Genomic DNA, 25,234 nt, shown 5'->3' with positions numbered 1-25,234 from the left:
ATCGCAGACCAGAACGCGCGATTGAACTGCAAAACGGCCGAAGGAACTCCATCGGCCGTTTTGCATTTCAACACCGGCCATTCACCCTGATCCGAACGCACGCCAGGTGTGCCGAGCCACTGGTTCGCCGCTTTGATGAGCCTTTGAAGCAGGAGTCACTTGAAGCAGGAGTCGAATGACGCGGTGGCGCCAGCGTGTTCGAACGACTAGAACGCAATCACACGGACAGGGCCGGCACATTCATCGGACAGGTGCTCCGCCAAGAACACCGCATCCTCCAGAGACTCGTCAGGACCACGCGCCGCTGTAGCATGAGATGGTGCCGAACCATCTCCCACGCACACGTCATCGATCAGGTCCTCTATGCGCTCGGCATCGACGCCGACCACACCGACGTAGTTGACACCTTCAGCGATCCAGTCGGCGACCAGAGCTGCTAGCCCTGGGCGTTCGCCGTGCAGGGAATGCAGGACGATCTTGCGCGGATTCTGCATTGCGTTTCAGTCCAGATGCACAGCCCAACTTACGCCCGCGCAACCGCCTGTTCCACCGACGGGGTACGCCAGCCGCTGCGCACACCCCAGATGTAGAACACCGCGCCGACTGCAGCGACTACCGCAAGATCGGTGCCGTAGCCGAGATAGCCATGCCCGCCGAAATCGGTGCTGCCAGCCCAGGACAGCAGCGCGATCACCGGCAGATAGCAGATCATCCAGGCCGCCCCCTTGAGGTTGCGGCGCAGGTCCGGCCAGCCCTGCTTGGCCTGGTAGTAGCAGTACACCGGCAGCGCCACGACCATCAGCAGGATGATCTCGCCGGTCAGCGGCCAGCGCGCCCAGTACAGCAGCTCGGTGGCCATCACGAACGCCACGCCAGCCAGCACCGGCAATGCGGCGATGCGCAGCGGGCGATGCAGTTCCGGTGCGTGGCGACGCAGCGCCATCGCGCTGATCGGGCCGGTGAGGTAGGAAATGATGGTGGCCACCGAGATCACCGCTGCCAGCGTGCCCCAGCCGCGGAAGAAGAACAGGAACACGAACGACACCGCCAGGTTGAAGAACATCGCCATGCGCGGTACGCCCCACACCGGGTGCAGCTTGCCCAGCGCAGCCGGCATGGTGCCGTTCTTTTCCATGCCGTAGACCATGCGCGCGGTGGTGGCGGTGTAGGTGATGCCGGTGCCGCTGGGGCTGACGAAGGCATCGATGTACAGCAGCATCGCCAGCCAGTGCAGGTTGACGATGATGGCCAGCTCGGCAAACGGCGAGCGGAAATCGATGCCGTGCCAGCCGGCCTTGGCCAGCAACTCCGGCGGTACCGCGCCGATGTAGGCCACCTGCAGGATCACGTAGACCACCGTGGCCAGCGCGATCGAACCGAGCACCGCGAACGGAATGCTGCGACCGGGATTACGCGCTTCGCCGGCCAGGTTCACCGGGCTCTGGAACCCGTTGAAGCTGAAGACGATGCCGGCGGTGGCCACCGCGGTGAGTACCGCGGCCAGGTCGATCACGTGCGCATCGCCGTGGATGCCGACGCTGAAGTTTTCGCTATGGAAACCGCTGGCGATCAGGGCCACGCCGGTCGCCGCCGGCACCACCAGCTTGAACACGGTGATCAGGGTGTTGGAGCGCGCGAATAGCTTGACGCTCCAGAAATTGAGGAAGAAGTACACCAGCACCAGCACCGCGGAAATCAGCAGCCCGGGCACCGACAGTTCGCCCGCTCCGCCAGGCGCCTGCACGTAGAGCCCTTGTGCCCAGGCCCAGGGCCAGGAGGCCATGTACTGCACCGAGGCCTCGGCTTCGACCGGGATGACCGAGACGATGGCGATCCAGTTCGCCCAGCCGGCAATGAAGCCCACCAGCGAACCGTGCGAGTAGTGGCTGTAGCGCACCATGCCGCCGGATTCGGGGAACATGGCGCCCAGCTCGGCATAGGACAGCGCAATGGTGGTGATGATCGCCGCGCCCAGGATCCAGGCCCAGATCGCACCCGGACCGGCCAGCCCGGCTGCGCGCCAGGCGCCAAACAGCCAGCCAGAACCAATGATCGAGCCCAGGCCGGTGAGCATGAGCGCAAAGGGGCCGACGTCGCGGCGCAACGAATGTTCGGACATGAAGAAGCCTGACAGTGATGGCGCCGTGCATCGGCACAAGCCGGCAATGATCGCAGAAGCGACCGCTTGCCGTCAGTGCGTATTCAGGCGCCTACCAGACTGGCCGCCATCGACAGCCCTGGCAGACCTGGGTGTCACGGTTGCGGCGCTACGGCGCTCGCCTACACGGGCGGGAAGCACACGCAAGACACCGCTGCCGCCCGCGCTCGCGGTGCATGCTCGTGCGGGCACCGGCCGTCTCCACACCATGGACGCCTCCTAGCCGTGACAGTCGGCGCCGGGTGCCGTGGCATCCACGCAGGTATGCGCGGCCTTCGTAATCCCGCGCAGGGCGCGCATCTGGCCCGGCAACAGCGCGAACTGGTCCAGGGTCCGGCGTGCGCAGCCCGGTGCCGGCGTCCTGCCACCCGAGGCGGCAACCGGGCATTGTTCTTCGTACACCAGGTAATGGCATTGGCCGCTGCTGCTGGCCAGGCAATGCACGTTGGTCTCGGTGTCGGTGACCAGGGTCTTGCTGAAGATCACATCGCGGCCATCGCTGATGGCGCGGGTGATCGAGGTCGTGCCGGTGCGTTCGTGGCAGCCGGCCAGGGCAAGCAGGCAATAGACCAGGGAGGCGAGCAGGCGCATGGAGGCAGTCCTTTCAGTCGATGCGAACGGGGGAATTACATGCCGCGGAACAGGCTCATGAAGGGCTGGCTGACGGTGAGCGTCTCGCTGCGGCCGCGCAGATGCAGTCGGCCCTTGCCGGTGTCGTCGCGGATGACCGAGGCCACTGCCTTCATGTTGACGATGGTCGAGCGGTGGATCTGCTTGAACACCTGCGGGTCGAGTGCGTCGAGCAACTCGCGCAGCGGGGTGCGCAGCACCGCTTCGCCGGCGGCGGTCATCACCGTGGTGTATTTCTGGTCGGCCTGGAAATACGCCACTTCGTCCAGTGCGATCAGGCGCGTCTCGCGGCCGCTGCTGGCAGTCAGCCAGGCCAGCGGCGCCGGCGCATTGGCGGCGGCCGGGCGTGCGGACAGGCGCTGCAGCAAGGCATCCAGCAGGCCGCCATCGGGCTGGCCGGCGGCGGCGCGTTGCTGCACGCGCTGCCAGGTGGCCTGCAGGCGCTGCCGGTTGATCGGTTTGAGCAGGTAGTCCACCGCGCCGTGTTCGAAGGCATCGATGGCGTACTGGTCGTAGGCGGTGACGAACACCACCTGGGTGCGCGGACTGACCTCGCGCATCGCACGCGCCACCTCGATGCCGGTCAGCCCGGGCATGCGGATGTCCAGGAACACCACATCCGGTTGCTGGGTGGCGATGGCCTCCAGCGCGCCGGCGCCATCTTCGCACTCGCCCACCACCTGCAGCTGCGGGCAGACCTCGGCCAGCAGCGCCAGCAGCGACTGACGCAGCAGCGCCTCGTCTTCGGCAATCACCGCACGCAGCGCGCTCATGCCTGCACCTTTGCGCTGGAAACCGCAGTCTCGGGCAACGGCGGCGGTTGCCGCACGCCACCCACAAGCGAGGCCGGCAGCGGCAGGGTGATGGTGGCCGCCACGCCGCTGGGGAAATTGGAGACGATGGCAAAGCTCGCCTGGTCGGCGTAGATCAGCTGCAGGCGCTCGCGCAGATTCTTCAGGCCGATGCCGGTGCCATGGCTGTGCGTGTTGAAGCCCTGGCCGTCATCGGCCACCGTCAGCGTGGCCTGGTTGTCGAGACGGCGTGCCAGGATCCACACGGTGCCGCCGCCGGGCTTGGGTTCCAGCCCGTGCTTGATGGCGTTTTCCACCAGGGTCTGCAGCATCATCGACGGCAGCGCCAGGCTGCGCAGCTCGTAAGGCACTTCCACCTGCAGCGCCAGCCGCGCGCCCATGCGGATGCGCAGGATCTCCAGGTAGGCCTGGGTGCGTTCGAGTTCTTCGCCCAGGGTGGAGGTGGCATCGTCGGCGCTGGGCAGCGAGCGGCGCAGGTACTGGATCAGGTGCCCGATCATGATGTCGGCGCGCGGTGGATCGGTCCGCGCCAGCACCTGCGCGCTGGCCAGCGTGTTGTAGAGGAAGTGCGGCTCCACCTGCGCATGCAGCAGGTTCAGCCGCGCCACCGCCAGCTCCTTTTCCATCACCGACTGCTCGACTGCCGCCTGCTCGTCGCGGCGTTGTTCGCCAACCCTGCGCACCACCGCGCGGTTGATCGCCTCGGCGTTCTCGTAATTGCTGCCTTCGTCCACCGCAAACAGATCCACCCAGGCACCGGCATCGGGTTCGCACAACACCGTGACGCTACTGGTGCCCTGCCCTGGCGTGATCGTCACCAGCACCTGGTTGTGGGTGATGGCAAAGCGCGCGAACAGATTCCAGCGTGAGGGCTTGCGGCCTTCGTACGGGTCGATGCGGCGCACCCGGGCGCGGATCAGCAGGCTGCCCGGTGCGCACTCGATGTCCTGCACGCGTGGCAGCGCACGCACCGCCTCTTCCACCAGCGCAAAACTGGCCCGCACTTCCAGCGGCACTTCGATCTGACGCCGCTGGCGCGTGGACAAGGTGTCGTGGTCCAGCCGCCCGGCGATCAGGCGCACGCGCCGTACATGGGTGATCGCACTCATCAAGGCCAGTGTCAGCAGCACGATGCATGCCAGCCCGAAGAACGCGCCGGTCGAGCCGAACAGCTGCGACCACATGATCGCCGCCACCACCAATGCGGCAGCCCAGGCGAACACGATACGCACGATCAGAAAAACGCTGGCGGACACGGACAAGGCGCTCGTTGAGTGGACGGGAGCGAGCATAGCCGCCGCGCGTGGCGACGAAAGCCCCAGGCGACGAATGGCCGCCGACGTGACCTCAAATGCCGGATTCGGCGGACGAAATCGGGTAACCCCGGCAACCTGCGGGCGTGGCCGCGTCGCGGTTGCCGGCGTGCCTGCCCGGCGCAACCGTGCCGCAATCCAGGCGTTACCATCGGGTCCTGGCGTGGGAGCGCTGCTGCGCACCAGCTGCCCTGGCCACCTCCATCCTCACTCCCTGGAGTCGCATGCACCGACGTCATTTCCTGCACAGCGCCGGGCTTGCGCTCGCGGCTGCTTCGACCGGCAGCCGGGCGGCCACCGGCAAGACGGGCATCGCGCCGTCTGCGTCCGTGCCCGCACCCCAGGCGCCGACAGCGGTGCCTTTACCGTTTGCCGCCGCACCGCCGCTGGTGCCGATGCGTGCGTCGGTCGATCGCATCATCGCCATCGATGGCTGCACCCGGCCGTTCCGCGCGCAAGGCCCGCGCATCGAGGCCGAACGTATCGGCCGCAAGACGGTGGTGCACAACTACGGGCATGGCGGCAGCGGCTGGTCGCTGTCCTGGGGCGCTGCAGAGCATGCCCTGCGGCTGGTGCGCGTCGCCGATGCCGACGCACGCGAACTGGCGGTGATCGGCTGCGGTGCGATCGGCCTGACCACGGCGGTGGTCGCCCAGCGCGCCGGCCTACGCGTGCGCATCTACGCGCGCGAGCGCTTGCCGGACGTGCGCTCGTTCTATGCCACCGGGGTGTGGTCGCCCGATTCGCGCGTCTGCACCAGCGCGTACGCCGACGCCGCTTTCAAGACCCGCTGGGAAGAAATGGCGCGGATCTCCTTTCGCCGGTACCAGACCCTGCTCGGCCTGCCCGGCGAGCCGATCGAATGGCGCGACGGCTACGTGTTGTCGGACCTGCCGTTCGACCAACCGATCGCATCGGCCGAAGCGCACGAACCGGACTATCCCCCGCTGGAACGCACGCTACTGCGCGACCTTGGCCCCCGTTCGCAGCCACTGGCGGCCGGCAGCCATCCGTTCCCGGTGCCGTTCGTGCGCCGCTATGGCCAGCTGACCTTCAACATCAGCGCCTACGCGCGCCTGCTGATGGAAGACTTTCTGCAGGCCGGCGGCGAGCTGTACACGCGTAGTTTCGAAGACCCGCGCCAGTTCGGCCAGTTGCACGAAAAGATCCTGGTCAATGCCACCGGCTACGGCGCACGCGCCCTGCTGGGCGATCCGAGCGTGATCCCGGTGCGCGGGCAGACCGCACGCCTGATCCCGCAACCGGAGGTCACCTACGGGCTGGTCTGGCGCGGACATAACCTCAATGTAGTGCCGCGCCGCGATGGATTGCTGGTGCAATCGCAAGGTGCCAACGACTTCAACAATGCCGATGCCACACCCGACCGCGCCGCCAGCGAGGCGGCTGTGCGCGAGCTGTCGCGTTTGTTTCCCACTGCCTGAGTCAGCGCGCGCCTAGCGATCTTCCAGCGAGGCCTGCAGCGCGCGGGCCACTGCAGCATCGCCACTGACCAATTCGTCCCAGCGCAGGCGCACGCCCTTGCGCCTGCCCTTCTCCATCAGCGTCATGCCCTCCGGATCGATAACCAGGGTGTAGGCCTGGTCGCCGATGTGAAGCTCGCGGCGTAACGGTTTATCCAACGGTGTCATGCAGCGCCTCGTTCTGACGGTGATGCGGTGTTGTAGCGCATTCGCGCATTGGCGTGCGGCCGCATAGTGCACTGCAGCTGCGCGGGCGCCGCCTCGCGTGACAGCTTGGTTGCCCGCATGCAACACCACCGCGCTTGCGTTCGTTGGACAGCAAGCAGGTACGGCCACGCTACGGCACAGGCCGTTGTCGCATCGGGATCACCGTATGCACCGATCCCGCTAACACGCGCGCCGCTAGCGTAGCGATCACGCCGCACCGCCTTGGACACGCACTGCCTGCTGCAGCAGATCGCATCGGCTGGGCCTGACATCGCAGTACTGCCAGCAATCACGCTCGCGTTGGTCTCGACGCGATCCGCAAGACGGCGCTCCTGCCTCCACGGGACGCCCTACAACCCACCCTCTGACCATTCCAGGAGCCACCCATGGCGATCAAGACTATCGAAGAATTATTCATTCACGAGTTGTCGGACATCTACAGCGCAGAAAAGCAGCTCACCAAATCGCTGCCGCGTCTGGCCCGCGCTGCAACCGAGCCGGCGTTGAAGGACGCATTCGAAACCCATCTGGAAGAAACCCAGGGCCAGATCGAACGCATCGACCAGGTCGTCGAGCTGCTCGGCATCAAGCTCAAGCGCATCAAGTGCGCGGCGATGGAAGGCCTGGTGGAAGAAAGCCGCGAGGTCATCGACGAGATCGAGGCTGGCCCGGTACGCGATGCGGCACTGATCGGCGGGGCACAGAAAGTGGAGCATTACGAGATTGCCTCGTACGGCACCATCGCCGCCATGGCCAAGCAGCTGGGCTATGCCGATGCTCTGCCGCTGCTGCTGGCCACGCTGGAAGAAGAAAAATCCACCGATGAAAAGCTGACCCTGCTCGCCGAACAGGGCGGCAACCAGAAAGCCGCCAAGGCCCGCGAGGCGGCCTGATCCACCCTGCAGGGCGCGACGCCCTGCACTGGCCCGCACTCTCCGTGCGGGCCTCTCAGCCAATGCCCCCACGTGTCTGCACGCTCACTGAGGCGTCGTCATTGGCGGGCGCCAGCCAAGGAACACCTTCATGTTCATGCATAACAAGCGTTTGATGTACACCGTACGCGTCGCCGAGCCCAACCCGGAGCTGGCCACGCTGATGCTCGAGCAGTTCGGCGGGCCGCAGGGCGAGCTCGCCGCCGCCATGCGCTATTTCACCCAGGCGCTGGGCGAAAGCGACCCGGGCCGCAAGGACCTGTTGTTCGATATCGCCACCGAAGAACTCAGCCACCTGGAGATCATCGGCTCCATCATCGCCATGCTCAATCAGGGCCCGAAGGCGGTGCTGTCCGAGGGCATGGAAGAAGCAATGGACATGCGTCGCATGACCCAGAACAGCACCAGCCATACCCAGCAGATCCTCTATGGCGGTGGACCGGCTCTGGTGAATTCCTCCGGTGCGCCGTGGACGGCCGCGTACGTGGATTCGATCGGCTGCCCCACGGCCGACATGCGCTCCAACATCGCGGCTGAGGCGCGCGCCAAGCTCGTGTACGAGCGCCTGATTACGGTGACCAGCGACCCTGGCATCGTCGATGCGCTGCGCTTCTTGATGACACGCGAAGTAGCGCATCAAAAATCCTTCGAAAAAGCGTTGTACGCGATCGAGCCGAACTTCCCACCGGGCAAGTTGCCGGGCGACCCGCGCTTCACCGACACGTACTACAACATGTCGCAGGGCGAAGGTGATGCGACTGGTCCCTGGAATACCGGCGAACAATGGGAGATGGTGGCCGATCGCGATGAGCAGGCCGCCGTGGATGGGGGAGACGGGACAGCATCGGTCAACCTCGATGCATCGCAGGCCAAGGCCGTCGCGGCTATGTCGCAGCGGCTGATGTCCAATCCGGAGCTGGACCGTGTTACTGGCGCGGATCTGGGCGCAGGCCCGGGCGCCGGGTCCACCACCGGCGATATCCAACGCTGACATGAGTGGACGCCCTCGCGTCCACTTTCCACAGGTGTGGGTGCCAGCACACATCTGGCTTGCATGGACCCAGTCGACCTACACCGTAGCCGGCAGCGCGGTCAGTTGCCGACAGTGTCCCTGGATGCGGCATCTGTCGGCGCGTCCTGGCCTCGCTCTGCGGCACGCTCTTGCTCACCCAACTGGTTGAGCAGAGCGGTGGCCGATTGATGCGCACTGCGCAGCGTCTCCATCGGCTTGGAGCTGTCGCTGCGCAATGCATACAGCGCAAAGCCCATCACGTTGAGCCGGTTGCGCAGCTGATGCAGCAGTTCGCGTCGTTCAAGCGGTGCGTCGGACACTATGCGTCCTTGTCGCTGAGCCGGTTATGCAGCGTACGCACGCTGATGCCCAACTCGCGGGCAGCCGCCTTCTTGTTGAAGCGCGTGCGTGCCAGTGCCGATTCGATCATGGCGTCCTCGGCCTGGCGCATGGTCCAGCCAGCCGGAATCAGCAACCCGTCTTCGGCGGCCTGCGGCACGGTCTGCTCCACGTCCGGCGCGCTCAGCAGATCGCCATCCGATCGCAGATACAGATAATGGATGAACGAGCGTAGCTCGCGCACGTTGCCCGGCCAGGCGTGATAGGCCAGGTAGCGCAGCAGCGATTTGGTCGGCAGCTTGCGCTTGCCGTACTTGACGTTGAGTTCGTCGATGGCGCGCAGACCCAGCACGCGCGCGTCGCCGCGGCGCTCGCGCAGCGGTGGCACCTGGATCGGATACTCGTTGAGTCGGTAGAACAGGTCCTCGCGCAGCACCGCCTGCTCGCGCTGCACATGCTGATGGGTAGCCGCAACGACGCGCGCGTCCAGTGGAATCTCTTCGTTGCCACCCACCCGCATGAAGCTGCGCGATTCGATCGCACGCAGCAGGTAGACCTGCAGGCGCTTGGGCATCTCACCGATTTCGTCCAGGAACAAGGTGCCACCGGCTGCCTGCTCCAGAAATCCGGCATGCCGACGATCGGCGCCGGTGAAGCTGCCACGCTCATGGCCGAACAGCTGGCTGGCCAGCAACTCTTCCGGAATTGCACCGCAGTTGACCGGCACGAAGCGACCGCGACGGCCGGACACCCGGTGGATGGCACGCGCCACCAGGTCCTTGCCGGTACCGGTCTCACCGGTCACCAGGACATTCAGATCGGTCGGCGCCACGCGCACGATGTCCTTGCGCAGGATCGCGATGCTGTCGCTATTGCCGATGATGCCCAGGTTGCCCTGCTGCGCCTCGCGCAGGCCGCCGAGCACGCGCTCCAGTCTTTCCGGCGCAAAAGGCTTGGTCAGGAACTCGCTGACGCCAAACTGTTGCGCGCGCCCCTGGGTCTCATAGGCGTAGTCGCCCGAGACCACCACGATCTGCGGGGTGTGGTCCGGGTCCAGCCGTTCGATCAGGTCGAAGCCGCTGCCGTCGGGCAGGCCGACGTCCACCACCAGCAGGTCCGGGAAATTGCTGTCCAGCCAACGGCTGGCCTCGCCCAGGGTGTGGATCCCCTTGGCGCGGAATCCGCTATCGGTGGCGAGCTCCACCACCTGATCGCAAAACTCCACGTCGTCGTCGATGATGGCGCAGGAAAGACGGTCCATGAGCGCTTCTGTCCGCAATGACTAGTACATGTTCAGTTGAGAATTGTGACGGCCGCGCGAAGGCGCGCCTGCCTGTCACCACGAGAATGGATGCGCAACCATCGTGGCGATGATTGGACGGCGCTCTTCCCCCTAGTCGAGCTCGCCGTGTGAGGTGTGCTCGCAGTACGCACGGCCGGCCGGTAATTTGCCAGTGCCAAGCGTCATGGTCGGGGTCGGCAGCCGCATCGGGACTGTCGAAACGCCACGCAGTGCAAGGTTTTGCGTGACTCGCCTGGTCGTTTCCGTTAACTCCGGTCGCGACCCGATCAACGGATCAGGTCGCTTTGCTGCTGCATCGCAGCCAGGCTGCACGTGGCCCGGAGGATCGAGCCAGGCGCGCGCTGCGGTTGGGCAACGCGATGCAGGCGCTCCGTCACTACCCTACGCACCAGATGTGTAGAGCGCGTGCACATCGCACTCACGGCATCGTTCTTTCGCTGGGTCAACACTCCTCAAAAAAGCGACCGTTCGGTGCCTTATGCAAGCAGTGACCATCCCTCGCCAGGCCGATATCCAGGATGAGCTGGACTACTGGCGCCAGCAGCACCGACGTGGACAGCTTGGCTATCACCCGTTCGACGGTATTCCGGAAGGAACGGTACGCGCCGTCTGCGAGGCCTATAACGCGCACCCGCAGCTGAGTGAGCATGACGCCATCAGGGCCGTGCGTCAGTCGCTGTGCCTGACTCCCGGGTCGATGCATGCACAGCTTGCCGACTGGCTGGCTCCCCGGTGCCTGCAGCATCTGCGCACCCCATAGTCCGGCGTGCGGCGAAATGCTGATGCAGCGCACGTCTGAAACTGGCGTGCGCCCGTTCCAGCCGTAAGCGCTCCGCAGTGTCGGCCGGTGCATTGGGTCACGCCTTTCTGCGCTGCATGCGCGCACGCTTGAAGCTGCCAACCTGGGTCAGCGTTCGGCACCGCTCACGATCAAACGCACGCGAGTCAATGTTTGGTACTGCCAGCACCGCCCTGCTGTAGCGGCACCGATGTAGCCCGCCGCCGCCACCGTCACTGCGCTCACGCGCATTCAGTCCTGGGAGATCCACGTGGAAGCGCTGCTGCTGTCCCGTATCCAGTTCGCCTTTGTCATTTCGTTTCACGTGCTGTTCCCCGCCTTTACCATCGGGCTGGCGAACTTCCTGGGCTTTCTGGAATGGCGGTGGCTGCGCACGCATGATGAGGCCTGGAAGCGGCTGTATTTTTTCTGGCTGCGGATCTTTGCCGCCTCCTTTGGCATGGGGGTGGTCAGCGGCATCGTGATGGCCTTCCAGTTCGGCGCGAACTGGCCGGAGCTCAGCCGCATCGCCGGCAGCGTGATCGGGCCGCTGCTGAGCTATGAGGTGCTCACTGCGTTCTTTCTGGAGGCCAGCTTCCTGGGGGTGATGTTGTTCGGTTGGGGCCGCGTCTCGGAACGGCTGCATTTCTTTGCCACCTGCATGGTGGCGATCGGTACGCTGGTCTCCACGTTCTGGATCCTGTCGTCCAATAGCTGGCTGCATACGCCGCAGGGCTACGCCATGGTCAACGGGATCGTGCAGCCGGTGAGCTGGGCACAGATCATCTTCAACCCCTCGTTTCCGTATCGCCTGGTCCATATGGCGCTGGGTTCGTTCATCACCACCTGCTTCGTGATCGGCGGTGTGGGCGCCTATTACCTGCGCAAGGGCGTGCATGTGGATGCGGCTGCACGCATGTTGCGGCTGGCGGTGGCCTTTGCAGCCATCGTGTTGCCGATCCAGATCCTGGCGGGTGACCAGCACGGCTTGAACACGCTCGAACATCAACCGCTCAAGGTGGCAGCGATGGAAGCGCACTGGCATCGCGCCACTGCCGATGCCGGCGTGCCGCTGGTGGTCTTTGCACTGCCCAATGCCGAGGCCGAGCGCAACGACTACGAAGTGGCGATCCCGCGTCTGGGCAGCCTGATCCTGACCCACAGCACCGACGGCGACATCACGCCGTTGACCTCGGTGCCGCGCGATCGGCGGCCGCCAGTGGCACCGGTCTTCTTCGCATTCCGCATCATGGTCGGCCTGGGCATGGCGATGTTGCTGCTGGCCTGGCTGTCTGCCCTGGCGTGGTGGCGTGGACGACTGCATGCGCCGGCCCTGATACTGGCCTGGAATGCCATGCTGCCGGCCGGTTTCATTGCCCTGGTCGCCGGCTGGTTCGTCACCGAGATCGGCCGCCAGCCGTGGGTGATCTACGGATTGCTGCGCACCGCCGATGCGGTGGGCCCGCAATCGACGGTGACCGTTGCGGTGTCCCTGCTGGTGTATCTGCTGGGCTACGCCTTCGTGTTCGGTTTCGGCATCTGGTATCTGACCAAGCTGGTGCGCAGCGGACCGCAAGCCAGCCGCGATGGCCCGGACGTGGCCGGTGGCGAACATACGCCGGCACGCCCGTTGTCGGCCGCAGATGCATCCCTGGAACAGGAGAACACACCATGGACCTGAGCTACTGGTTGCCGGTGGTGTGGTTCGGGGTGATCGGCTTCGGCGTGCTGATGTACGTGGTCCTGGATGGCTTTGTGCTCGGGCTGGGCATGCTGGCGCCGTTCGCCCGCGACGAGCAGGAAGTGGACCTGATGATGAACACGGCCGCGCCGATCTGGGACGGCAACGAGACCTGGCTGGTGCTCGGCGGCGCCGGCCTGTTCGCCGCCTTCCCGACGGCGTATGCGGTGATCCTGTCGGGGCTGTATCTGCCGGTGCTACTCATGGTGATGGCGCTGGTGTTTCGCGGCGTGGCGTTCGAATTCCGCTTCAAGGCGCATCGATCGCGGCGGCTGTGGACGCTTTCGTTCATTGGCGGATCGATCCTGACCGCATTCGCGCAAGGCATCATCCTGGGCGCGCTGGTGGAAGGGATGCCGCTGGAACATGGTCGCTACACCGGCGGCGTGTTCGGCTGGTTCAGCCCGTTCACCATCCTCACCGGTGCGGCGCTGGTGTTCGGCTATGCGTTGCTCGGCAGCACCTGGCTGATTCTCAAGACCGAGGGCCGGACCCATGCGCTTGCGCGGCAGCTGACCAAGCCGCTGGTCGGCGTGGTGATCACCTTTGTTGTCCTGGTCAGCGCCTGGCTGCCGTTCCTGAGCTCGCATGTGATGGCGCGCTGGTTCGAACACGGCAACTTCTGGTGGCTGTCGCCGATACCGCTGGTCACTTCCGCGGTGGCGTTGGCGCTGTGGCGCAGCAGCGACAGCTCGCGCAGCGATGCCTCACCCTTCCTGTTGACGTTGGCGATCTTCGTCCTGGGCTTTATCGGGCTGGTGCTGGGCATGTGGCCGTATCTGGTGCCACCGAGCTTCACGATCTGGCAGGCCGCCTCACCGCCTTCATCGCAGATCTTCCCAATGGTGGGGCTGATCGTGTTGTTGCCGCTGGTGCTTGGCTACACGGTCTGGTCGTATCGCGTGTTCCGCGGCAAGATTGCCGCCGATGTTGGGTATCACCATCATCACTGAGTAGAACTCGTCACCGGGGTGGTGGCCGGGCGCTTAGGTGCGCGATACGGCTTGACCGCTCAACCGGCTTGTCCGCGCGGGAAAGGCCTATCGCCGGCTGAGTTGCGGCTGGTCGCTTGGTTTCGTTCGCACACGTAGATCTTGGCTTGGCCATATGCCAGGAGCCAGGAGCCAGGAGCCAGGAGCCGCGATTATCAGGAAGCTCGTGTATGCAGGCAGGCCAAATTCGGCCAGCCGTCTGTGATAAGGCGGCTGACAACACCACCTCGCACTCATCGGGTGAGTGCAACTGCTCTACGAACTGCTGATGGAGCATTCCTGCTCTCAGGCACGCGCGTGCCGCGCACCTGCCCTGTTGACTACTTCCAAGCCCATCTGGCCCCACTCAGCGCTTTTCGGAGCCATCTGGCCGTTCGTAGTCATTTTCGGGATCGGCCTGATTGATGTCGCGGTCTTCATCGGGCATGTCGTGCACCTTCCAGTCCGCGCGCTCGTTGCGCTGTTCCTGGGGCGTAAACGGCTTTTGCTGGTCCGATTCGGGACCCCACGGCTTCTTCGGTTCGCGTCCCATCTCGCTCTCCTGCGTTGTTGGTGTCCCACCCTAGGCCGGCGCGTATTGCACGGCAGTGAACGATGCCGCGCGATGGCGTGAACGCCGCACCTGGAGATCGCTCAGCCGCCAGTCTGCGAATGCGGCGCCTGCACCGGCTTGGACTGCGGTGAGCCCTTCTGACGCAGCCAGATGGTCAGCACAACCAGCGCGAACACAGCCAGGAACTCGCTCTGCCAGTTCTGCATCGACTCGAACCAGAAACTGGCGTTGGCGAGGTGGTCGAGCACGCTGATCGGAGGCAAGCCCTTTTGCGCGCGCTCCAACAGCTCCAGGCGCCAACTTCCGATCAGGTGCAGCAAAAAGCTCATCAGGAACAACACCCCGAAGGCGATCGCCAGCGAGTGTTCGTAGAGTCGCAACCACCAGCCGCCGGCACGTACTGGCCAGGGCGCCTTGCCCGGGTCGATCCGCTCGCGCTCCTGCGCGGGATCCAGCGGACCCGACTCCGCCGAGCCCACCTGCCGCAGTTTGACGGTCAGCAGCACGTACATGCCCATTTGCAGGAATTCGCTTTCCCAGTTTTCGAACAACGCCGACATGAAATGCGGGCTCTGCAGGTAGGCGGCCAACTGCAACGCCGGCAAACCCTGCTCTGCAAGCTCCTGGTTGTAGGCATGCACCCCCGCGTAGATCTGCGCCCCGACGAACACCAGGGTCAGCGCGAGCAGGCACAGCGACAGCCCATTGCGACGTAAGAACATGGCAATCCCTCCGGACAAGGGGGGCAGTATCGAGCGTTGGCGCACGTGGTGCATGAAATGCGGACAACCCCTGCACGCTATGCGGAAATCCGCTGAGAACGTACGCCCTGGAGCCACGTGCAAGCACACATGGCGACGACATTGCCTATCCCGCGCGTTTACGTTTGCCCAACCACACTCGGCGTCATCCACGTGCCTCGACATCAGGAGACGACCATGTCCGTACCCACCTATCCGCAGCCGCCCTTCAAGCCGCAGCAGCAAGCCTTCCCTGGCCGCACCGACCGCATGGACCCACGCCCGGACCATGGCGAAGACAGTTATGTCGGCCATGGTCAGCTACAGGGCAAGCGTGCGCTGATTACCGGTGGCGATAGCGGCATTGGTGCCGCGGTGGCAATTGCCTACGCGCGCGAAGGTGCAGACGTGGCGATCGCCTTCCTGCCGGACGAGCAAGAAGACGCCGCAAAGATCGGCTCACTCATCGAAAAGGCCGGTGTGAAAGCGTTACTAGTAGCGTGCGACATCAGCGACGAGCGCCAGGCCCAGGCGCTGGTCGAACAGGTGCGGGATGCCTTTGGCGGCCTCGATATTCTGGTCAACAACGCGGCTTACCAAGCGTATTACCAACGCTTCGAAGACATCACCATGGACGAATGGCGCAAGACATTCGAGACCAATATCCATGCCGCCTTCAACCTGGTGCGCTTGTCCGTCCCGCTGATGCCCGTTGGTGGCTCCATCATCAATACCGCCTCGGTGCAGTCCAAGAAACCTACGCCCAATATCCTGCCTTATGCCGCCAGCAAGGGAGCGCTGGCCAATCTCACCATTGGCCTGGCGGGCGTACTCGCCGAGAAGCAGATTCGTGTCAACGCAGTACTCCCGGGGCCGATCTGGACACCCTTCATCCCGGCCGGCATGGACGAGGAGTCGGTACAGAGTTTTGGTGAGCAGACGCCCATGGGCCGACCGGGACAACCTGTAGAACTGGCGTCGGCGTATGTCATGCTGGCAGCCGATACAGCAAGCTACACCTCCGGGACCTTGCTGACGATTTCCGGGGGTGCAGTGACCTTGTAGCCGGCGTCAGGCGTAGAACGCGTTACCGCGGCCCTCTTCGCCGTGCAAGCGGAGTGGGCTTTTGCGTTTCTAGCGAGGGTCAGCCAACACGACAGGAAAGGAAACGCGAAGCCCGTCGGCACGGGTACCAGCAGGCGGCCGTCGGAGATTTTAGGTGGTGCCCCGCGGGTTTGCTTCCGGGAATGAGCCGCAAGCGACGTTGGGAGTAGAGGCGCCTAACGTGCTCACAAAAAAGCTTGACGTAGCCGAACGCTCTCCTGGAGACAACGGGCGACTCACTTTGCTAATCGATTGACCTGATTGCTGATCAAGATCCGCTCAAGCACTCCATTGCGTCGCGCCGGTGTTGATGACATCACTGGTCACTTAAAGCACCGCGCCTTCAATGTGACCACCGTGCATTGCACATGTCCAAGTGCGAGCCATGCGATACGCAAGACATCTGTAGGGAGGGATGCCCCCCCCCAAAAAATCGACCAACACCGTACTTCTAAAATTTAAATCGCACTCTCAGGATCACATTGGCAATGGAAAGGCAGGGAGCCGGTGCTGTGTGCTTCATACGACCATCCACCTACCGAGTTCGAATGCTCCCAGTCGCCTGGCACAACGATCAACTGCCTTTTCGGCAGGCGGTCCACGAGCTGAGTCATGGCGCGCGGGCGTCATTCGCCGCCTGCATTTCCATCCGTCTCGACCTCTGGTGTCGCACACCTGGCAAACCTAATGGAACGGATGAGAGCGTATCCGCGCACCCCAGCTGGAGGCGTAGGCGTCATGCCGTTCACACCATCCGATCATCGACCTGATACCCGGGCACTGCACGGCGTGTCATCGCAAGTGACACGCCGTGCTGGAACAACTTAGTGCGGCTGGCTCTGCTTCGCGCGCAGGGTCTTCGCATGTTCCAGATGCTCGGCAATCGTCGCGCGCATACGCTGTAGCTCCTTGCCAAGATCGCTGGAGCCCGGCTCGCTACTGAGCTGCGTATCGAGCTGGGAGAGCGCACGCTCGTGGCTGGCGATGCTGGCCTGCAGATACTGGGTCTGGAACGCCTGGCCGTGCAACTGCTCAAGCTGTTTGCGCGTGCCTTCCGAGCGGGCCGCCGCAGCCTGGGCCTGTGCACCGGTACGATCAGGCGCAAAGCGGCTGAGGTCGGTCAACGCGGCGCTATGCACCTCGTCCATCTTGCGGGCGAATTCCAGCAGGGGACCGTCCACGCCCTTGACCACTGCCAACTGAGCCAGGGTGCGCTCCTGCTCGTTGAAGATTGCCAGGGCACCGAGCGCCTGCTTGCGTCCGGCAGGTGCACCATCTGCATTGCGCAATGGATCACCATGCGGTGGGGTCGTGCCGCGGGCAGCGACGTCCTGGCGATCCTGCAACACGGCCTGGGTGCGTGGCGCCTGGGCGGCCTGCTCCTGGCGCCGCTGCCACGCCTTGTAAGCGACGTAGCCCACTGCGCCTGCAGTCACCATTCTGAAAAGTCCCATCGTTGCCTCCTGATTAGTCGCCCTGAAGCGTTGAGATGAAGTGGATGTGGATGCGCTGCCGATAACAACAGCGCGCCAGGCCAGGGTGAGAGCGCACGAGTTATCCAGGCGTGACCTGGGCATCAACGCGGCGTCGGCGTAGTGCCACATGCACATCGCACGCACGCTGCGCATTGATCGGCTTAACACTCTGATGCCAACACTGACCGCCGTCGCCGTGACTGCAACGGCTTTTTGGAGTTCGCCATGCGTGCCCTCAACTATCACGGCTCCCGCGACGTGCGGGTCGAAACCGTTCCCGATCCGGTGCTGGTCGAACGCGACGACCTCATCCTGCGCGTAACCGCCACGGCTATCTGCGGCTCGGACCTGCATCTGTATCGCGGCAAGATTCCGGACCTACGGCAAGGCGACATTCTCGGCCATGAATTCATGGGCATCGTCGAAGACGTTGGCCCGGATGTGACCGCGGTGAAGCGGGGCGACCGCGTGGTGATTCCATTCGTTGTGGCCTGCGGGCAGTGCTTTCATTGCATGCTGCAGGAGTTCTCTGCCTGCGAAACCACCAATACCGGCAAGGGCGCCGCGTTGAATCACAAGGATATTCGCCCGCCGGCTGCCCTGTTCGGTTTTAGCCACTTGTACGGCGGCCTCTCTGGCGGCCAGGCCGAGTACGTGCGCGTTCCCAAGGCCAATGTCGGGCCCCTGGTGGTGCCCGACGCACTGCATGACGAGCAGGTGCTATTCCTGTCCGACATCCTGCCAACGGGATACCAGGCGGTGATCGATGGCGGCGTCAAGCAGGGGTCCACGGTGGCCATCTTCGGCGCAGGCCCGGTTGGCCTGATGGCCGCGGCATGCTGCAGGATGCTGGGCGCAGAGCGCATCTTCATGGTCGACCGCCACGCGTATCGGCTGGATTTCGCGTCCAAGGCATACGGCGTGATCCCCATCAACTTCGACGAGATCGACGACCCAGCCGATGTAATCGTCTCGCAGACCGATGGCCGCGGCGTGGATGTCAGCATCGAGGCGGTCGGGTTCGAAGCCGAAGGCAGCACGCTCGAAACTGCGCTGACCAACCTGAAACTGGAAGGCAGTAGCGGCGTCGCCATCCGCCAGTGCATTGCAGCAACCCGGCGCTGTGGCGTGGTCAGCGTGCCTGGGGTCTATGCAGGCTTCATCCACGCCTTCATGTTCGGTGACGCATTCGACAAGGGATTGAGCTTCAAGATGGGTCAGACCCATGTGCAAAAACATATGCCGTATCTGCTGGAGCGGATCGGCAACGGGGAGCTCAAGCCCAGTGCCATCATTTCGCACCGCATGTCGCTGGCCGATGCTGCGCGCGGTTACGAACTTTTCGACAAGAAACAGGACGACTGCCGCAAGGTCGTGCTGACGCCGTAATGCTTACCGCTACTGCACCGCGCGCCGAAGGCCGCAACGCTGGTCGCTACTGCACCGCACCGAAGGCGGTGTCGGTGCAGTAGCTGCTGTGTCGGTGCAGTAGCTGCTGTGTCGGTGCAGTAGCTGCTGTGATGCGTCCCATCCTGGTGTCATCCAGTCCCACGTAGTGACGACCGTAGGCGGGACTCCCGCTGCGAAGGCAAGATGGAGTCGGCAACTGCCGCCGGCCGCTGCCTACAACGACCATCGCGGCGCTCACGACGTTGCTGGATGCATCCCCATTATCAGTCCAGCGGTTTAGCCGGTACGAAGGGCGAGACAGGATCGCTGGCCGGAAATGTTTCTTCCACTGCCTCGTCCTGCAATGCATCCTGCTTGGCGTGCTCGTCCTGGACTTCCTCTTGCGCGCTGTGGGATACGCGGCCGTCAATGCGATGCGTGGTCATGCCGATTTCCTGATCCGTGTTGATGCACAACACGCTACGGCGTACAAGCGACGGTAGAAGTGAATCCTGCTTTCGCATCGATACGACAAAACCAACGCATACAGGTATGCGCTTCACCAGTTGCTCTCCTGATCGCCGGCGCATCGCGTGCCATGCGCTTCCGCCGATTGCGCGCCAATCAATCTGCACGAGCCGCCACCCATGCGCGACGGCGATCACCGTCGCGGGACATGCACATCGGGATGGCGCAAGGGCAAATGCGACGCGGCTGCATGGGTGAGCAAGCGGTCGCGCCAGCGTCGATTCACATCCATGCCCACCCAGGGTGTATGGTGCAGAGGCACCCGGGCTCCGGCGTGCCCTCACTCTACCTGGCCTTTTCCATCAAGACTCTCTGCGAACGCTGCGACGCCGTCTGTTGCCGGCTCACCGTCATGGTCGACCCATCCGACCGCATCCCACACCATCTGACCAGCGTAACGCCGGAAGGCTGGCACGTGATGGCGCGCGACGAGGAAGGCTGGTGCGTGGCCATCGACGCGTCCCGCATGTGTTGCTCGATCTACGACACGCGGCCGGCAATCTGCCGGCGTTTCGTCATGTCCGGCCCGTATTGCCGCGACGTGCGTGCTACCTACGACGATCAACGCCGGCGGGGCATTCCCTTGACGCTGTACAACGCATGAGGATTCGCGATGAATAATTCCCGCCGCCAGTCGATGACCGTGAGCAACCAGCCGGGCAAGCCGCGCCTGTCCGAACAGCGCCTGGCCGCCGACCTGGAAGCGTTTCAGCAATCCGGCGGTGCGATCGAACGCCTGGGAGACACGCCGCTGCGTCGCGACAAGAAGCGCGGTGCACCCGAGACTGCCGCGGTGACGCCGGTCAAGGCGCCCGACGACGCAGAGTAAGCCTTGACCGCCAAGTGCAGTGCACTCCAGCTTGCGCTTGCGTTCGTTTTGGACGCGCAGCTGCGCCACGAAGATCTTCAGGCGTCGCAATAGCGCGGCCGCAGGTCGCCGAGCACCTGCCTCTTGCACACTTCGTTTGCCCGCATGCGTGATGGATCTAGCGCTGACGCGATGTGCCGTTCTAGCGCCTGCCGTTCACCGCGTCGCGCCAGTGATGCAAGACATCACTGCATCCCGGTGAATCTGCCGCATTACGCGAGCACTGTTTCCACGCATCCACTGCGCGCATCGCCGCCCTTGCCTGCGGCCACTTGCTGCCGCCGTGTCGTCAGATAAGTGCGCCATTGCGCTCCCAGGGCTGCATACAGCTCATCGGCGGCCAGCGCCCCATGTACGCAGGCCAGGTTGAGCTCCTGATGCCAATGAATGCCGGAAGGGCCGCCAGGCCACGGCGTCATGCGATATCCCTGCGGGGGCATCACATCCTGCAACGACGCACCACACACCATCTGCCCATCGTGCGGGCCACCGACCAGATGCATCCGCACGCCTCCACCTGTTTCGCTCACATCGGGCTCCTCAACGAGGTGCCGGACCATCGCATCCAGCACGGAGTTGGGGGCGCCGCTGCAATGGCAGGCAACGCAGGCGCATTGCTCTCCACCGCCCAGCGCATTGCGAGCGCGCCCCGACCGACACTGCGTGACCGACAAGGACACGCGCGCCATCGACGCGCCAACCGTAAAAATGCGCACAGGTGAGCGTAAAAACGACAGAACGACCGGGTGAGCGCATGGGCCATCACGCATGCGGCGGTGGCGCATCGCGCACCGTGGGGCGGCAGCCGCACGCCCCGTGAGAGACAGTTACAGCAGCTGCGCGCGATCGATCGCGCCAAGCCTTTGTGCCAGTGAGGCCATTTCGTTGGCCAGATTGATCATGTTGCCGCCGGCCTGGGCTGCCACGCTCATGATGCGTTGGTAGGCGTCCCAGAAGTCCGGTCCACTGCCATAGACATCGTGGAACCCTTGCAGCTCCAAGACCAGCAGATCGGACACTTGTATGTCGGAGTGGTCCATCTTGTTCCTCGCTGGGATTTACCCGGCCCGCAGCTTATACCCGTTCACCTTACAAAACAGCGGCGCTGCGGCGACAGCGGCCATCAACCTGAATCGGTTAGAGAACAGCGCGGCAGAGCAGCTGGAACGGTGTGTCCAGCGGGCTCAATTCGCCCCGAGACGGCCGTTTTCATGCTGCGATTGTCACTGATCGTGCACTGCATGGTCGCGTTCGGCAGCGTGCGATCGCCAGCCTGGCGTCGTCAAAACGCGTGCCATGTGCTCCGGTGTTGCAAGGTGTACATCGGCATCACGGCTGAGGCTGCCGCTCCGTGTCGGGTGCGCCTGCAGCGCACACGCACCCGCTATCGCAGGACGCACCGGCCATGGCCTGATCCATTGCCGCATCATGCAAGGGCTCGCTGACGGCACTGCCCCAGCTCATCACACCGCCACTGTTTCTCCTGCCCTATCCCGCCCTGCGCGGTAGTTGCGCCAACAGCTTGTCCAGGGTGATCGGATAGTCGCGCACGCGGATGCCGGTGGCGTTGTAGACCGCATTGGCCAGCGCCGGCGCCACGCCGGTCAATCCCAACTCACCCACACCCTTGGCCTTCAGCGGCGACATGGTGGGGTCCACCTCGTCGATGAAATGCGCTTCCAGATGCGGGATATCCGCATGCACCGGCACTTCGTACCCGGCCAGATCGTGATTGACGAACAGACCCAGCCGCGTATCCACCACCATCTCTTCCATCAACGCCGCACCCACGCCCATCACCATGCCGCCGATCACCTGGCTGCGCGCGGTCTTGGGGTTGAGGATGCGTCCGGCCGCGCAAACCGCCAGCAACCGGCGCACGCGGATTTCGCCGGTGTCGGCATCCACCGCCACCTGCGCAAAGTGCGCGCCGAAGGTCTGCTGTGCGTAGCGCTGCTTGAGCGTGCCGTACTCCATGGCGTCCTCGGCCACCAGCTCGCCGTGCTCGGCCGCCTGCGCCAGTGGGATGGCGCGGCTGCCCACATGCACCATGCCATCGGCAAAGCGGGCCTGGCCGGCGGCGATGCCCAGGCGCTGCGCCACCGTCTCGCGCAGCTGCATGCAGGCGGCATAGACGCCGGCGGTGACCGACGCAGCGCCCTGCTGCCCGCCCGAGCCGGGCGTTTCCGGAAAGCTGGAGTCGCCCAGCCGCACTACCACCTGCTGCAGCGGCACACCGAGCAGTTCGGCCGCGGTCTGCGCCACGATGGTGTAACTGCCGGTGCCGATATCGGTCATGTCGGTTTCGATCGTCAGCGTGCCGCTGCGATCCAGCCGCACACGCGCGCCGGCCTTGGAGATCGGCGCACCGCGAATGGCGCTGGCCATGCCCATGCCGATCAGCCAGCGGCCATCGCGCACGCTGGCAGGGGTGGGATGGCGTTGCGACCAGCCGAAGCGTTGCGCGCCGCTGCGCAGGCAGGCCACGAATGGGCGCGTGGAGAACGGCCGCTGCGGCTGCTCCGGGTCCACCTGGGTGTCGTTGACGATGCGCAGCTGCACCGGGTCCATGCCGACGCGCTCGGCCAGTTCGTCCATCGCCACTTCCAGCGCCATCATTCCCGGCGCCTCGCCGGGCGCGCGCATGGCGTTGCCTTCGGCCAGATCCAGCACTGCCAGCCGTACCGCCGTCATGCGGTTGGCACCGGCATACAGCGCCCGGGTGGACAAGGTGGTCGGCTCGCTGCGACCGCCGCGCAGATTGCCCGACCAGCTCTCATGGCCGATCGCGGTCAGCCGCCCGTCGGCCGTGGCGCCCAGGCGCAGGCGCTGGATGGTGGCGGGCCGGTGGATGGTGCTGTTGAACATCAACGGGCGCTGCAGGGCCAGCTTGACCGGCCGCGCGGTGATGCGGGCGGCCAGCGCGGCCAGCACCAGGTCCGCCTGCGCGGTGCCCTTGCCGCCGAAGCCGCCGCCAATGAACGGCGACAGCAACCGGATGCGCTCCTTCGGCACGCCGAGCGCCTTGCCCAGATCGCGCGTGCCCCAGTTCATCTGCTGGATGGCGGTGTGGCAGATCAGTTGCTCGCCCTCCCAGCGCGCAATGGTGGCGTGCGGCTCCAGCATCGCGTGCGCCTGGTCGGGGGTGCGGTAGGTGGCATCCACGGTGAACGGCGCGGCGGCATAGGCCGCAGCGAAATCGCCCTGCGCGGTCTGGGGCGGCCCGCCGAACGGCGCCTGCGGCGCCACCGGGGCGCTGGCCTGCTGGGCGGCCAGGTCGTATTGCCCGCGCTCGCGCGCGTAACGCACCCGCACCAGCGCCGCACCGGCACGGGCCTGCTCGAAGGTCTCCGCCACCACCACGGCCACCGCCTGGTGGTAGTGGTCCACCTGCGGCGCGGCCAGAAACCGCTGCACGTAAAATTCGCCGGTGCCCAACGTAGGCACGTTTTGATAGGTGAGCACGGCGATCACCCCGGCCGCCGCCCGTGCAGCGGCGGTGTCCAGCTCGGTGATGCGGCCCTTGCCGATCGCCGCGCCGACGATATAGCCATACGCCATCTGCCCGGGCTGGTCGTGCCATTCGTAGGCGTAGCGGGCTTGCCCGGTCACCTTGAGCGGCCCGTCCACGCGGTCGACCGGCTGGCCAAGCACCGTGAGTCGGTCGCTGGGGTTGGCGCCTGCGGGGGTGTCGAACTTCATGCGGATGCTCCTCGAAGAGTGCGGGCGGACGGGCGCGTGTCGCGGCATACCGGCCATGACGCCCGACCCGGCCCCGGCAATCGCCCGGTACGCACCGGCGCCCTGGCATGACCTGTGCCGGCTGCTCTCCTGTTTGTAGCAAACCCCGGCGCCGCGCGATGCCACGCGGGCGGCATGGGGTCATGAACCCTGCTCACGAATCGGCGCAAGCGCAGACGCCGTGGGCGCTTCGGCTTGCCGCGCCTGCGCGACCGCGCAGCGGCCACCTCGCTGCCGATGTTCCGGCGCGCCCTCCGCGCCGGCTCCCGGATGCCCCCAGGCCGCGCAAGTCCCGCCCCACCGTGAACGTCACCAGCCACCGTAGCGCCTACCCGGCCGCACCGGCAGACCCGCTGTCATTCCCGTGTAAAATGGGCGGTCTTTGACCGGAACAATGGCGAAGTCTGCTCCACGGGCGCCCCTCTCGGGCCCGGCGTTCATTCGCCTGCTCGCACGCCTCAGCGATGTCCGCGTCGCCCAGTCCAACCATGCGCTGGCCGACCGGCTGAGCCAGTGGATCGACTGGACCCACGCGGTGGCGGTGTCCAAGGCGCTGGATGGCAAGTTGCCCGACATCGACGACCTGCCCGAACCGCGTCCGCTCGATGCCGACGCCTGCGCGCGCGTGCGCGCGGGTCTGGCGACCAGCAGCGTGGCCGATCTGGATGCGCTGGTTGCGCGGCTGCGCAGCCAGGCAGGTGACGTCACCGACACGGGTGCAGCGCTGCCGGTGCCCGACTACGCGCCGTTCCGGCAGCATTACCTGGCGATGCAGCGTGCCATGCGCACTGCCACCGGTGATCTGCGCGGGCGGCTGCGCGACCTGCTGGCGCTGGTATCCAGCGACATGGCACGGCTGGCCGAAGTGGATGCGGTGATGGAGCTGACCCTGAGCCCACGCGAGCAAAGCCTGTTGAACACCGTGCCCGGCCTGCTGGGGACACATTTCGACCGCCTGCGCGAGGCCGCATACGCGCACGGCGCGCCAACCGATCAGGAGATCGCGCCGCGCGCGGTGTCCGATGGTTGGCTGGATGTATTTCGCAAAGACATGCAGAGCGTGTTGCTCGCCGAACTGGATGTTCGTTTTCACCCGATCGAAGGCCTGCTTGCAGCGCTTCGTACCCGCTAACTGGGA

At 65.0% G+C, this 25,234-nt stretch carries 26 protein-coding genes; 11 read left to right on the top strand and 15 right to left on the bottom strand.

Annotation, left to right across the window (positions count from 1 at the left end; translation table 11 throughout):
- Positions 1-206: 206 nt before the first annotated feature.
- The 5 genes from A7D17_RS23190 to A7D17_RS23720 form a co-directional block, all read right to left on the bottom strand.
- Positions 207-494 (bottom strand): hypothetical protein, encoded by a 288-nt coding sequence (locus A7D17_RS23190; RefSeq protein WP_082862098.1) that lies wholly within the window; start codon positions 492-494, stop codon positions 207-209.
- Between the two features lie 29 nt (positions 495-523).
- The gene (locus A7D17_RS16945) at positions 524-2,119 is read right to left on the bottom strand and encodes an APC family permease (protein WP_064510156.1); all 1,596 of its coding nucleotides are present in this window, start codon (positions 2,117-2,119) and stop codon (positions 524-526) included.
- A 258-nt stretch (positions 2,120-2,377) separates the two neighbouring features.
- A complete protein-coding gene (locus A7D17_RS16940) occupies positions 2,378-2,749 on the bottom strand; it encodes a hypothetical protein (RefSeq protein WP_064510155.1) in 372 nt (123 codons plus the stop codon).
- 35 nt (positions 2,750-2,784) lie between these two features.
- Entirely contained in the window at positions 2,785-3,561 is a 777-nt protein-coding gene (locus tag A7D17_RS16935) for a LytR/AlgR family response regulator transcription factor (RefSeq protein ID WP_064510154.1), read from the bottom strand.
- A complete protein-coding gene (locus tag A7D17_RS23720) occupies positions 3,558-4,856 on the bottom strand; it encodes a sensor histidine kinase (protein ID WP_095522626.1) in 1,299 nt (432 codons plus the stop codon). Before A7D17_RS23720 ends, A7D17_RS16935 begins: the two co-directional genes overlap by 4 nt.
- A 281-nt stretch (positions 4,857-5,137) precedes the next feature.
- Between A7D17_RS23720 and A7D17_RS16925 the strand changes: the two genes are divergently transcribed.
- Positions 5,138-6,355: an FAD-dependent oxidoreductase gene (locus A7D17_RS16925; RefSeq protein ID WP_064510152.1), complete on the top strand. Its 1,218-nt coding sequence runs from the start codon at positions 5,138-5,140 to the stop codon at positions 6,353-6,355.
- 12 nt (positions 6,356-6,367) lie between these two features.
- On the opposite strand, the gene A7D17_RS16920 is transcribed toward A7D17_RS16925, so the two are convergent.
- The gene (locus A7D17_RS16920; protein WP_064510151.1) at positions 6,368-6,562 is read right to left on the bottom strand and encodes a hypothetical protein; all 195 of its coding nucleotides are present in this window, start codon (positions 6,560-6,562) and stop codon (positions 6,368-6,370) included.
- A gap of 425 nt (positions 6,563-6,987) precedes the next feature.
- Here A7D17_RS16920 and A7D17_RS16915 point away from each other — a divergent pair, with 425 nt between their 5' ends.
- Both A7D17_RS16915 and A7D17_RS16910 read left to right on the top strand, forming a co-directional pair.
- On the top strand, positions 6,988-7,494 hold the full coding sequence (locus A7D17_RS16915) for a YciE/YciF ferroxidase family protein (RefSeq protein ID WP_064510150.1): 507 nt from the start codon (positions 6,988-6,990) through the stop codon (positions 7,492-7,494).
- 130 nt (positions 7,495-7,624) lie between these two features.
- Positions 7,625-8,524 carry a manganese catalase family protein gene (locus A7D17_RS16910; protein WP_064510149.1) on the top strand — a complete coding sequence of 300 codons (900 nt, stop codon included), beginning with the start codon at positions 7,625-7,627 and terminating at the stop codon, positions 8,522-8,524.
- A gap of 101 nt (positions 8,525-8,625) precedes the next feature.
- On the opposite strand, the gene A7D17_RS16905 is transcribed toward A7D17_RS16910, so the two are convergent.
- Both A7D17_RS16905 and A7D17_RS16900 read right to left on the bottom strand, forming a co-directional pair.
- Positions 8,626-8,865, bottom strand: a complete 240-nt coding sequence (locus A7D17_RS16905) for a hypothetical protein (RefSeq protein ID WP_064510148.1) — start codon at positions 8,863-8,865, stop codon at positions 8,626-8,628.
- Positions 8,865-10,145 (bottom strand): sigma-54-dependent transcriptional regulator, encoded by a 1,281-nt coding sequence (locus A7D17_RS16900; protein ID WP_064510147.1) that lies wholly within the window; start codon positions 10,143-10,145, stop codon positions 8,865-8,867. The genes A7D17_RS16905 and A7D17_RS16900 overlap by 1 nt, the downstream gene beginning before the upstream one ends.
- Positions 10,146-10,665: 520 nt before the next feature.
- Between A7D17_RS16900 and A7D17_RS16895 the strand changes: the two genes are divergently transcribed.
- From A7D17_RS16895 to cydB, 3 genes are all read left to right on the top strand, one after another.
- Complete coding sequence (locus A7D17_RS16895; protein ID WP_064510146.1) at positions 10,666-10,947, top strand: hypothetical protein; 282 nt, start codon at positions 10,666-10,668, stop codon at positions 10,945-10,947.
- Positions 10,948-11,236: 289 nt separating this feature from the next.
- On the top strand, positions 11,237-12,646 hold the full coding sequence (locus A7D17_RS16890; RefSeq protein ID WP_064510145.1) for a cytochrome ubiquinol oxidase subunit I: 1,410 nt from the start codon (positions 11,237-11,239) through the stop codon (positions 12,644-12,646).
- Positions 12,637-13,659, top strand: a complete 1,023-nt coding sequence (gene cydB / locus A7D17_RS16885) for a cytochrome d ubiquinol oxidase subunit II (RefSeq protein WP_064510144.1) — start codon at positions 12,637-12,639, stop codon at positions 13,657-13,659. The genes A7D17_RS16890 and cydB overlap by 10 nt, the downstream gene beginning before the upstream one ends.
- Before the next feature lie 385 nt (positions 13,660-14,044).
- Here cydB and A7D17_RS16880 read toward each other — a convergent pair whose 3' ends face one another.
- Together A7D17_RS16880 and A7D17_RS16875 are read right to left on the bottom strand one after the other, a co-directional pair.
- On the bottom strand, positions 14,045-14,230 hold the full coding sequence (locus A7D17_RS16880) for a hypothetical protein (RefSeq protein WP_064510143.1): 186 nt from the start codon (positions 14,228-14,230) through the stop codon (positions 14,045-14,047).
- A 101-nt stretch (positions 14,231-14,331) separates the two neighbouring features.
- Positions 14,332-14,973 carry a DUF6766 family protein gene (locus tag A7D17_RS16875; RefSeq protein ID WP_064510142.1) on the bottom strand — a complete coding sequence of 214 codons (642 nt, stop codon included), beginning with the start codon at positions 14,971-14,973 and terminating at the stop codon, positions 14,332-14,334.
- 216 nt (positions 14,974-15,189) lie between these two features.
- Between A7D17_RS16875 and A7D17_RS16870 the strand changes: the two genes are divergently transcribed.
- Positions 15,190-16,056: an SDR family oxidoreductase gene (locus tag A7D17_RS16870; protein WP_064510141.1), complete on the top strand. Its 867-nt coding sequence runs from the start codon at positions 15,190-15,192 to the stop codon at positions 16,054-16,056.
- 863 nt (positions 16,057-16,919) lie between these two features.
- Here the strand turns inward: A7D17_RS16870 and A7D17_RS16865 are convergent.
- Positions 16,920-17,549: a DUF4142 domain-containing protein gene (locus tag A7D17_RS16865; protein ID WP_064510140.1), complete on the bottom strand. Its 630-nt coding sequence runs from the start codon at positions 17,547-17,549 to the stop codon at positions 16,920-16,922.
- Between the two features lie 246 nt (positions 17,550-17,795).
- Between A7D17_RS16865 and A7D17_RS16860 the strand changes: the two genes are divergently transcribed.
- Positions 17,796-18,959: a zinc-dependent alcohol dehydrogenase gene (locus A7D17_RS16860; protein WP_064510327.1), complete on the top strand. Its 1,164-nt coding sequence runs from the start codon at positions 17,796-17,798 to the stop codon at positions 18,957-18,959.
- A gap of 284 nt (positions 18,960-19,243) precedes the next feature.
- Here A7D17_RS16860 and A7D17_RS24540 read toward each other — a convergent pair whose 3' ends face one another.
- The gene (locus A7D17_RS24540) at positions 19,244-19,624 is read right to left on the bottom strand and encodes a hypothetical protein (protein WP_153041983.1); all 381 of its coding nucleotides are present in this window, start codon (positions 19,622-19,624) and stop codon (positions 19,244-19,246) included.
- Positions 19,625-19,734: 110 nt separating this feature from the next.
- Between A7D17_RS24540 and A7D17_RS16850 the strand changes: the two genes are divergently transcribed.
- Entirely contained in the window at positions 19,735-20,091 is a 357-nt protein-coding gene (locus A7D17_RS16850) for a YkgJ family cysteine cluster protein (protein WP_082862117.1), read from the top strand.
- A 9-nt stretch (positions 20,092-20,100) separates the two neighbouring features.
- Positions 20,101-20,316, top strand: coding sequence for a hypothetical protein (locus A7D17_RS16845; RefSeq protein ID WP_064510139.1), 216 nt, complete (start codon positions 20,101-20,103; stop codon positions 20,314-20,316).
- A 251-nt stretch (positions 20,317-20,567) separates the two neighbouring features.
- Here A7D17_RS16845 and A7D17_RS24955 read toward each other — a convergent pair whose 3' ends face one another.
- The 3 genes from A7D17_RS24955 to paoC form a co-directional block, all read right to left on the bottom strand.
- Positions 20,568-21,140 (bottom strand): hypothetical protein, encoded by a 573-nt coding sequence (locus A7D17_RS24955; RefSeq protein ID WP_239692236.1) that lies wholly within the window; start codon positions 21,138-21,140, stop codon positions 20,568-20,570.
- A 42-nt stretch (positions 21,141-21,182) separates the two neighbouring features.
- Positions 21,183-21,395: a hypothetical protein gene (locus A7D17_RS16835; RefSeq protein WP_064510138.1), complete on the bottom strand. Its 213-nt coding sequence runs from the start codon at positions 21,393-21,395 to the stop codon at positions 21,183-21,185.
- A 448-nt stretch (positions 21,396-21,843) separates the two neighbouring features.
- Positions 21,844-24,057, bottom strand: a complete 2,214-nt coding sequence (gene paoC, locus A7D17_RS16830; protein ID WP_064510137.1) for an aldehyde oxidoreductase molybdenum-binding subunit PaoC — start codon at positions 24,055-24,057, stop codon at positions 21,844-21,846.
- Positions 24,058-24,490: 433 nt separating this feature from the next.
- On the opposite strand from paoC, the gene A7D17_RS16825 reads away from it, so the two are divergent.
- Positions 24,491-25,228 carry a DUF3348 domain-containing protein gene (locus A7D17_RS16825; RefSeq protein WP_064510136.1) on the top strand — a complete coding sequence of 246 codons (738 nt, stop codon included), beginning with the start codon at positions 24,491-24,493 and terminating at the stop codon, positions 25,226-25,228.
- Positions 25,229-25,234: the final 6 nt, after the last annotated feature.

Source organism: Xanthomonas floridensis, from assembly GCF_001642575.1.
In the GTDB taxonomy this organism is placed as follows: domain Bacteria; phylum Pseudomonadota; class Gammaproteobacteria; order Xanthomonadales; family Xanthomonadaceae; genus Xanthomonas; species Xanthomonas floridensis.
This window is presented reverse-complemented; position numbering and strand designations above follow the sequence as displayed.